7 protein-coding genes are annotated in these 8,572 nt (G+C 54.5%); 5 read left to right on the forward strand and 2 right to left on the reverse strand.

Going from position 1 to position 8,572, the window contains the following annotated elements:
- Window positions 1-35: 35 nt before the first annotated feature.
- A complete protein-coding gene (locus ABXR19_RS06060) occupies window positions 36-2,573 on the reverse strand; it encodes a sodium-translocating pyrophosphatase (protein ID WP_354600207.1) in 2,538 nt (845 codons plus the stop codon).
- 221 nt (window positions 2,574-2,794) lie between these two features.
- Complete coding sequence (gene ppsR, locus ABXR19_RS06065) at window positions 2,795-3,625, reverse strand: posphoenolpyruvate synthetase regulatory kinase/phosphorylase PpsR (RefSeq protein ID WP_354600208.1); 831 nt, start codon at window positions 3,623-3,625, stop codon at window positions 2,795-2,797.
- A gap of 131 nt (window positions 3,626-3,756) precedes the next feature.
- Between ppsR and ppsA the strand changes: the two genes are divergently transcribed.
- The 5 genes from ppsA (at window position 3,757) to ABXR19_RS06090 (ending at window position 8,562) form a co-directional block, all read left to right on the forward strand.
- A complete protein-coding gene (gene ppsA, locus ABXR19_RS06070; protein WP_354600209.1) occupies window positions 3,757-6,129 on the forward strand; it encodes a phosphoenolpyruvate synthase in 2,373 nt (790 codons plus the stop codon).
- 216 nt (window positions 6,130-6,345) lie between these two features.
- Window positions 6,346-7,305 (forward strand): M23 family metallopeptidase, encoded by a 960-nt coding sequence (locus tag ABXR19_RS06075; protein WP_354600210.1) that lies wholly within the window; start codon window positions 6,346-6,348, stop codon window positions 7,303-7,305.
- A complete protein-coding gene (locus ABXR19_RS06080) occupies window positions 7,298-7,666 on the forward strand; it encodes a hypothetical protein (protein WP_354600211.1) in 369 nt (122 codons plus the stop codon). Before ABXR19_RS06075 ends, ABXR19_RS06080 begins: the two co-directional genes overlap by 8 nt.
- Window positions 7,667-7,687: 21 nt before the next feature.
- On the forward strand, window positions 7,688-8,107 hold the full coding sequence (locus ABXR19_RS06085) for a bactofilin family protein (RefSeq protein WP_354600212.1): 420 nt from the start codon (window positions 7,688-7,690) through the stop codon (window positions 8,105-8,107).
- A 17-nt stretch (window positions 8,108-8,124) separates the two neighbouring features.
- Window positions 8,125-8,562 carry an NfeD family protein gene (locus ABXR19_RS06090; RefSeq protein ID WP_354600213.1) on the forward strand — a complete coding sequence of 146 codons (438 nt, stop codon included), beginning with the start codon at window positions 8,125-8,127 and terminating at the stop codon, window positions 8,560-8,562.
- Window positions 8,563-8,572 lie beyond the last annotated feature (10 nt).

Here is an 8,572-nt window from a genome sequence, read left to right on the forward strand (position 1 = left end):
CACGCGGCCGGCTTTTTCATAGAACTGCGATCTGCTTACTTTGCAGACGGCATGACTTCAATGCGCATGCCGTAGAAGCTGCGATAGACGAAGAACATGTTGATCAGCAAACACACGCCGGCCAGCACATAGGCCAGGGTTTGTTGGCCGTTGGCCACCATGCCGACGCCCATTTCCACTGCCAGCAAGCCGAACAGGGTGGTGAACTTGATGATCGGGTTCATCGCGACAGACGAGGTGTCCTTGAACGGATCGCCCACGGTGTCGCCAATCACGACAGCTGCGTGCAGATCCGTGCCCTTGGCGCGCAGTTCAGTTTCGACGATCTTCTTGGCGTTGTCCCAGGCGCCGCCGGCGTTCGCCATGAACACGGCTTGATACAGACCGATGATGGCGAGCGAGACGAGGTAGCCAATGAAGAAGAAGGGCTCAACGAAAGCACAAGCCAGCGTGCCGAAGAACACGGCCAGGAAGATGTTGAACATGCCCTTCTGCGCGTACTCGGTACAGATGGCGACGACTTTCTTGCTGTCTTCCAGCGATGCCTTGGTCGAGCCTTCATCCAGTTTCATGTTCTGCTTGATGTATTCCACGGCACGATAGGCACCGGTCGACACGGCCTGCATGGAAGCGCCGGAGAACCAGAAAATCGTTGCGCCGCCAGAGATCAGGCCGAGCAGGAAGGGCGGGTAAAGCATCGACAGGTTCTGAACGTTGGTATTCAAACCGTCGGTGAGCAGGAAGATGATGGAGAACACCATCGTTGCTGCGCCAACCACGGCCGTGCCGATCAGCACCGGCTTGGCGGTTGCCTTGAAGGTGTTACCCGCGCCGTCGTTCTCTTCCAGCAAATCCTTGGCCTTGCTGAAGTCCAGGGCGATGCCGAAATCTTTCTTCACTTCGGCTTCGATGCCAGGAATGGTTTCGATCATCGACAGCTCATAGACTGACTGAGCGTTGTCTGTAACGGGGCCATAGCTATCAACAGCAATGGTGACCGGGCCCATGCCGAGGAAGCCGAAAGCCACCAGACCAAAGGAGAACACCGCGGCCATTGTCGAACCATGGTCAGGGTTGATCACCTGGGCCAGCTCACCTTGCGACACCAGATAAGCACCGGTCATCAGGGCAACAATGATTACGCCCATCCAGAAGGCCGAGAAGTTACCGGCGGTCAGGCCGGCCAGAATGTTCAGGCTGGCACCGCCTTCGCGGGAAGCCGTCACAACTTCGCGCACGTGGCGCGAATGAACGGAGGTAAAGACTTTCACTACTTCAGGAATGATGGCGCCGGCCAGCGTGCCGAAGGTGATGATCACGGACAGCTGCCACCACAAGTCGGCGTAAACAACACCGTTGATGGCGATGCTGCCGATCAAGGCCTTCGAAACGATGAAGGTCAGGATCAAGGAAACGATGGAAGTCACCCAGACCAGCGAGGTCAGCGGGGCTTCAAAGTTGAAACGCTCCTTGGCGCCATAAATGGCTTTCATCACCGTTTCGTTGCCGATATAGGAAATGCCGGAAGCAATGATCATCATCACGCGCATCACGAACAACCAGACCAGCAGCTGAACTTGTACGGTGGCTTCAGGTACGGCCAGCATGATGAAGCTGATCAGGGCAACGCCCGTCACGCCATAGGTTTCGAAACCGTCAGCCGTCGGGCCAACCGAGTCGCCAGCGTTGTCGCCCACGCAATCGGCGATCACGCCGGGGTTGCGTGCGTCGTCTTCCTTGATACCGAAAACGATCTTCATCAGGTCGGAACCGATGTCAGCGATCTTGGTGAAGATGCCGCCAGCGATACGCAATGCAGCCGCGCCCAGGGATTCACCAATGGCGAAGCCGATGAAACACTTGCCAGCCAGGCTTTCCGGGATGAACAACAGGATGCACAGCATGATCAGCAGCTCGGTGGAGATCAGCAGCATGCCGATGGAGATGCCCGATTTCATCGGGATCGCGTACACCGGGAAGGCTTTGCCTTCAAGCGAGGCGAAAGCCGTGCGGCTGTTGGCCAGGGTATTGATGCGGATGCCGAACCAGGCCACGCCGTAAGAGCCGGCGATACCGATCAGCGAGAATGCGAGGATCAGCGCGACTTCGCTTGCCGGCAAACCAGCGCCGCCTTGGGCGTTTTGTGCCACGAAGCCAAAGTAGATCACGATGACGACGGCGATGAAGGCTTCGAGGATCAGCAGGAATTTGCCCTGGGTGATCATGTAGGTCTTGCAGGTTTCGTAGATTAGTTCGCTGACTTCGGCCATCGAACGATGTACGGGCATTTTTTTGACTTGCGCGTAAATCACGGCGCCGAACACGAGGCCCAGGACACAGATGATCAGGCCATAGCTCAGGAGGGTGCTACCGGTCATGCCACCAAAAAAGGTGGCCAGAGCCGGGTCATTCAGGTTTGGCAGAACAAGATTCGCCTCACCACCATTTGCAAAGGATGGAAGGGATACGGTGCCGAGAGCCAATGCCAATAGGCATTTCAAACGACTAAGGGCCTTGCCGCCTTGCGCAAAACTGGATGCGCAGGCACTACGGGCCATGCTTGCAAATGACATAACTGCCTCCTGATAGGTACTTCAATCAACAAAAATACTCTGTGTTTTACGGAGGCGTTGACTCATGCAAAAAACAAGTCAACGTTCCGGGCCATCGCATTGTTCTGAGCTAGTCGCCTATTAGGGTTGACGACGCTCAAACTCTGCCCGGTAGTGCACTGCACAAACGAAAAAAGCGTGTTCCGGCGCAACAGAACACGCTTTTGTATGACCAGCAGGCATCAATAGCCAATATGAGGGATACGGATTTCTTGGAGAATTTTGGCCGAAATCTCTTCAATCGAGCGTGAGGTGGACTCGATGAAAGGAATTCCTTCGCGCCGCATCAGACGTTGAGCCGCGTCAATTTCGTAGAGGCAGTTTTCGATAGCCGCGTACTTGCTGTTCGGGCGGCGCTCCTGGCGGATCTGGCTCAGGCGTTCTGGCGTGATCGTCAGACCATAAAGCTTGGTGCGATACCGGATCAGATCGGGCGGTAGCTTGTTGCGTTCGAAGTCTTCCGGAATCAATGGGTAATTCGCGGCTTTGACGCCGAATTGCATGGCCAGATAAAGGCTGGTGGGTGTCTTGCCTGAGCGCGAAACGCCGACCAGGATGACGTTGCTCTCATCAAGCTTTTCGTTGCTCTGCCCGTCGTCATGGGCCAGCGTGAAGTTGATGGCCTCGATACGCGCTTTGTAGTCCTCGCTCTCGGCAATGCCGTGAAATCGTCCTGCGGTATGTGTGGATTTTGTTCCCAGTTCGGCTTCAAGCGGGCCGATGAATTGCTCAAACAGATCCAGAAACTGTGCGTCGGCCTGGCGCAGTGTTGCAACAATTGCGCTGTTCACCAGTGTACTGACCACTATCGGACGGAAGCCGTCGTGCGTTGCCGCATCACGGATCTGGCGTACACAGGCCTGCGCCTTGTCGATGTTGTCTACGAATGGCGCGCGGACTTGCCTGAAGCGACAATCCGGGAATTGCGCGAGCAGACTGTGCCCGAGCGCTTCTGCGGTAATTCCTGTGCCGTCAGAGATAAAAAAAACAGTTCTGCGCTGTGTGCTGGACATAAACAAACCCCCTTATTTACAAACACTTGACTGCGTAGTCGGTCGTACGGGTTGTTTCTGATGCGATGCAGCATATTGCTCTATAGAATGACTCGCAAAAGATCAACAATCAACCGCAGAGAGGTGTTCCTATGTCCCAATATGTGATCCCGTTCGAAGCCTTGCGCATGAGTGATGTGGCAAGTGTAGGCGGGAAAAACGCTTCTTTAGGTGAAATGATCAGCCAGTTGCAAGCTGCGGGGGTGCGTGTTCCCGGCGGCTTTGCGACCACGGCTGAAGCCTACCGGGATTTTCTGGCACACATGGGGCTGGCCGGAAAAATCCAGGCAGAGCTTGCTCGTCTGGATATCGAAGATGTGATTGCCTTGGCCCGGGCGGGTGCCCAGATCCGTCGATGGATTGTCGAGACGCCTTTGCCTGAAGCGCTTGAGCGCGATGTTCGTACACATTACGAGCGTCTGGTCGCGGAAGGCGAGGGCAGTTTTGCTGTCCGGTCTTCGGCAACCGCTGAAGATTTGCCGGATGCGTCTTTTGCCGGGCAACAAGAGTCCTTCCTGAATATCCGGGGGTTTGACAATCTGCTGCACGCAATCCGCGAGGTATTTGCTTCGCTCTATAACGATCGGGCTATTGCTTATCGGGTACACAAGGGGTTTGCGCATGCAGATGTAGCCTTGTCGGTCGGGGTGCAGCGGATGGTGCGCTCCGATCTGGGGGCTGCCGGGGTGATGTTTACGATGGATACCGAGTCAGGTTTCAAGGATGTTGTGTTCATCACTTCATCCTATGGCTTGGGCGAAACCGTTGTGCAAGGGGCGGTTAATCCTGACGAGTTTTTTGTACATAAAGCCATGTTGGCCGCAGGCAAGCACGCAGTCATCCGGCGCAGCCTTGGTTCCAAATTGATCAAGATGGTGTTTGCGGATGTTACGGCGGTTGGTCGTTCTACCCGGATGCTGGATGTGGTCGACGGCGAGCGGCATCAGTTTTCATTGTCTGATGCAGAGGTGCTGGAGCTTGCACGCTACGCCTGCATTATCGAGAAACACTATGGTCGCTCGATGGACATCGAGTGGGGGCGCGACGGGCAGGATGGCAAGATTTATATTCTTCAGGCGCGACCGGAAACGGTGAAGTCGCAAATTAAAGATGTGCTGGTAATGGAGAAATATCGCCTCAAACAGCACGGTCGGGTTTTGTCGACCGGACGGGCGATTGGCCAGAAAATTGGTGAAGGACCTGTGCGGATTGTGGCCAACGCCTCTGAAATGCATCGGGTGCAGGATGGCGATATTCTGGTGACGGACATGACCGATCCCAATTGGGAGCCGGTGATGAAACGCGCCTCGGCCATCGTAACCAATCGTGGAGGCCGGACCTGTCATGCGGCGATTATTGCCCGGGAGTTGGGCATTCCGGCCATTGTTGGCTGTGGTGATGCTACTCAGGTGCTGCTGGAAGGCGGCTCGGTGACTGTCTCGTGCGCCGAAGGCGATACCGGCTATGTCTATCGTGGCCGTCTGGAATATGAGGTTATTACGACCGACATGGGTAATCTGCCCGAGATTCCGGTAAAAATCATGATGAATGTCGGCAATCCAGAGTTGGCTTTCGAATTTGCGCAGATCCCGAATGCCGGAGTCGGTTTGGCACGGCTGGAATTCGTGATCAACAACATGATCGGGATTCATCCCAAGGCCTTGCTGGAGTTTGAGCAGATGCCGGTCAGCGTGCAGGAGGAAATTCACAGACGCGCTCGCGGTTACGCGAATCCCCGTGATTTTTTCATTGAGCGCCTGACTGAAGGTGTGGCTACGATTGCTGCATCGTTCTGGCCAAAACCGGTCATTGTGCGTCTGTCGGATTTCAAATCGAACGAATATCGAAAGTTGCTGGGCGGCGAAATTTACGAGCCGGAAGAGGAGAATCCGATGCTCGGATTTCGCGGGGCGTCACGCTACATTGCCCACAGTTTTCGGGATTGTTTCGAACTGGAGTGCCTGGCAATGAAGAAAGTACGTGGCGAGATGGGGCTCAGCAACGTGCAATTGATGGTGCCTTTTGTGCGAACAACGGAAGAGGCGCGTGAGGTGGTGCGCTTGCTTGCAGAGAATGGTCTGGAGCGGGGCAAGGATGGTTTGAAACTGATCATGATGTGCGAGATCCCATCAAATGCGTTGCTGGCTGAACAGTTCCTTGAGTATTTTGATGGATTTTCGATCGGCTCTAACGATCTGACCCAGCTGACGTTGGGGCTGGATCGCGATTCTGGTCTGGTTGCGCATGCATTTGATGAGCGCGATCCGGCAGTAAAAGCTTTGCTTTCTGCGGCAATCAAGGCTGCCAATCGTCTGGGAAAATATATTGGCATCTGCGGGCAAGGCCCTTCCGATCATGCCGATTTTGCAGAGTGGCTGATGGATGAAGGCATTCAGACCATCTCTCTCAATCCAGATACCGTGATTGATACCTGGTTGAAGCTGGCTCAGCATCGCTCGCAGTAGCACTTTGTTCGGACCGTTGATTCGCCGTGTCCTCTCCTTCTGGAAGGTGGCGCTTGCCGAAAACCTCTTCTTAGGTGTTAGTATTCGTTCGATTTGCCTATATCAGTTTTGTGTTGTTCGCAAGGAAATATCTGGCCTCCTTGTGAAAATATACAATTTGGCATAAACCGGACAGGTGGGCGCAAGTAGTTGCAGCCCCCGCCAAGAGGAGACCCGATGGCCTTCATTTTGCATACGACACGCTCGATTTCGAGATCGGGTGTGCGCATGATCTCGTTACGACAATTGTTGTTCGCTGGCGTATCGGGAGTCGCTCTTTTTGGAATGCTGACATTTGGTGCTGGAATTTTCGTTGGGCGGTATTTCAACCTTGCACAGAGTGAAATGCAGGTTTCCGCACCAACTGATCCTGTAAAGGAACGATTTGCATTTGATCGTTTGGGGGATATGGCGGGGCGCTTGGTCAAGCTTGAAAACGACGCCCGCTCATTGGTAAAGAAAATCTCTGCGCTGGAGGCTCTCGAAAGCCGTCTGGGGGATTTGAAGGCAGGTCGAGTGTCCGTGCCGCCGAGTGCCGTTGGTGCTGGAAAAGCCTCGGCAGCAGGGGGTAAAGCACTTGCGCCGCAAGGGTGTACGGCTGATGAATTGAATAAAGGCCTGACGGGGCCTCAGGTGGCGCGTACCGAACAGTCACTGGCGTGCATTCAGGATCTGCTTGGAAAAATCGAGGCTGCCACGATACAGCGCAGCGTTGCATACATGCCAATGCCAATTCAGTCGCCGATATTGGTGCCTAAAGTAGGTTCGCCGTTTGGGAATCGTTTGGATCCGTTGAATGGAAATCTGGCTTTTCACTCAGGGCTGGATTTCGAGGCGCCGACCGGGACACAGATTCGCGCGGCAGGAGGTGGTGTGATAAAGACCGCCAGTTGGGTTTCCGAACTTGGCTTGCTGGTTGAGATTGATCATGGGAACGGCCTCCTTACGCGTTATGCCCATACCTCGAAAGTCTATGTAAAGCTGGGTGATATTGTCACCCCGGGGCAATTGCTTGCTGAAGTCGGCTCGACTGGCCGTTCAACAGGCCCACATCTGCATTTCGAAATCCTTCACAATGGGCGTTTCGTGGATCCCAAACTCTATTTGAGCATCGGAGCCCAACTCCCTAATGTTTAAGCGCAACAAATCCTCCATCACACAGACGCTTTCGGGCGCTTCATATTCACTTTCGGTTTCCGGCAAACGCAGCAAGCTGGGGATTGTTCTGGTGATTTCCATTCTTGCCGGCCTTGCGTTTTTTGTGTTGTCGTTCAAGCAGGTTTCACCGGAAGTGGCTTTACGTGCCCATGTGGAGGCGCTGGGGCGAGACAATCAGCGTCTCGCTGATGAGCTGAAGCAGCAGACCATGAGCTTTCAGCACGAGCAGGCGACGCGTGAAGCACTGGAGCGTCAGCTTGCGACACAGGCTGAAGAATTGAAAAAGGCGCGCAAGGACCTGTCTTTCTATCGCGGAAGTGCCGTCAGCCAAGTGCAATGACGATTTTTGGAGGCTATCGAAATGTTTGGCAAGAAAAAAGATACTCAGATTGAACTCACCAAGCTGTCCAGCTTGATTGCCAGCAATATGGAGTTGAGCGGCGATGTGCATTTCCTCGATGGCTTGCGCGTAGACGGCCATATCAAAGGCAATGTTCTGTCCAAGCCGGGCACCAAAAGTCTGTTGGTGTTGAGTGATCAGGGCAGCATTTCCGGCAATGTCAGCGCCTATGATGCAGTCATCAACGGCGAGATCGTTGGCGACCTGGAGGTCGCGCATTTTCTTGAGCTTCAAGGCAATGCCCGTGTTACCGGCAATATCAGCTATCACCAGTTGCGTATGGATTGTGGCGCAAGCGTGGATGGCAAACTTACCCGCTTGGGTGAAATCAGCGAACACTCGAATGTGGTTGAGCTGACAGCAACGGCTGGCAGCAAGTAAATTCTCGGAGCGGCAATATGAACATGCAGTGGTGGCACTGGATTGTCATCGGCTTTGCGCTGTGCATTTGCGAGCTTTTTGTACCGGCTTTCGTACTGGTCTGGCTGGGGCTCGCGGCTTTGGTGTTGGGATTGTTGCTGCTGCTATTTCCTTTGTCCTTAACGGCCCAATTGCTGACTTGGGCCGTTTTGTCGTCGGCACTGGTTGTCCTTTGGTTGCGTGTGTTTCGCAGCAAGGACAAGAGCACGCGCGTCGGGACCTCCGATGAGGCCTTGGGTGAAGTGGGCTTGCTGGTGCGTGATGTCATGCCGTTCCAGTCGGGTGAAATCCTGTTTCAGCGCCCACTGATGGGCTCCGATCGCTGGGCTTGCGTCTCTGATGTGAAGCTAAGTGGTGGCAGCCGTGCGCGTGTCATCGGCGTTGAGGGGCATTCCCTCAAAGTTGAATCGGCCTGAACGCCTCCTT

Source organism: Uliginosibacterium flavum, from assembly GCF_040566545.1.
Taxonomy (GTDB): domain Bacteria; phylum Pseudomonadota; class Gammaproteobacteria; order Burkholderiales; family Rhodocyclaceae; genus Uliginosibacterium; species Uliginosibacterium flavum.